The sequence below is a fragment of the Vibrio sp. 10N.222.54.A3 genome (assembly GCF_041474095.1).
GTDB classification, from domain to species: domain Bacteria; phylum Pseudomonadota; class Gammaproteobacteria; order Enterobacterales; family Vibrionaceae; genus Vibrio; species Vibrio crassostreae_C.
The window spans coordinates 1-448 of the sequence record NZ_JBFRTN010000153.1 but is presented as its reverse complement, the minus strand read 5'-3'; the positions used below and the strand labels follow the sequence as shown (position 1 = coordinate 448).

Annotated in this window: 1 protein-coding gene; it reads right to left on the bottom strand. The window is 49.1% G+C overall.

Annotated elements, in window-relative coordinates; translation table 11 throughout:
• On the bottom strand, positions 1 to 448 hold a 448-nt coding region (locus AB4507_RS22180), incomplete at both ends, for a VCBS domain-containing protein (RefSeq protein ID WP_372183406.1).

Genomic DNA, 448 nt, shown 5'->3' with positions numbered 1-448 from the left:
TCGACGGTGTGCCATCAACGGAAGTGACAGTGAAGGTTTCTTCTACTTTATCGCCGACGTTTAATTGATTAAATGCGCTGTTGGCGGTGAACACCCAGTGACCATTGGCATCAATGGTTAAATCACCGTGGGTTCCCGTGATCGAACCTGGTGTAAAGGTGTTATCCGGGTTATCCAAATCCGTACTGGTTAGCGTGCCTGATGTCGTTACCGCTTTGTCGGTTTCATCGATGGCAACGGTTGCGCTACTGACAGTAGCGGCGTCGTTAGTGCCGTTAATCGTCACTTTGACCGTTGACGTTGTGCCATCAATAGACGATACAGTGAAGGTCTCTTCGACTTTATCGCCGACGTTCAATTGATTAAACGCGCTGTTGGCGGTGAACACCCAATGACCATTAGCATCGATAGTCAGGTCACCGTTGGTACCGGAAATAGAATCCGGTGT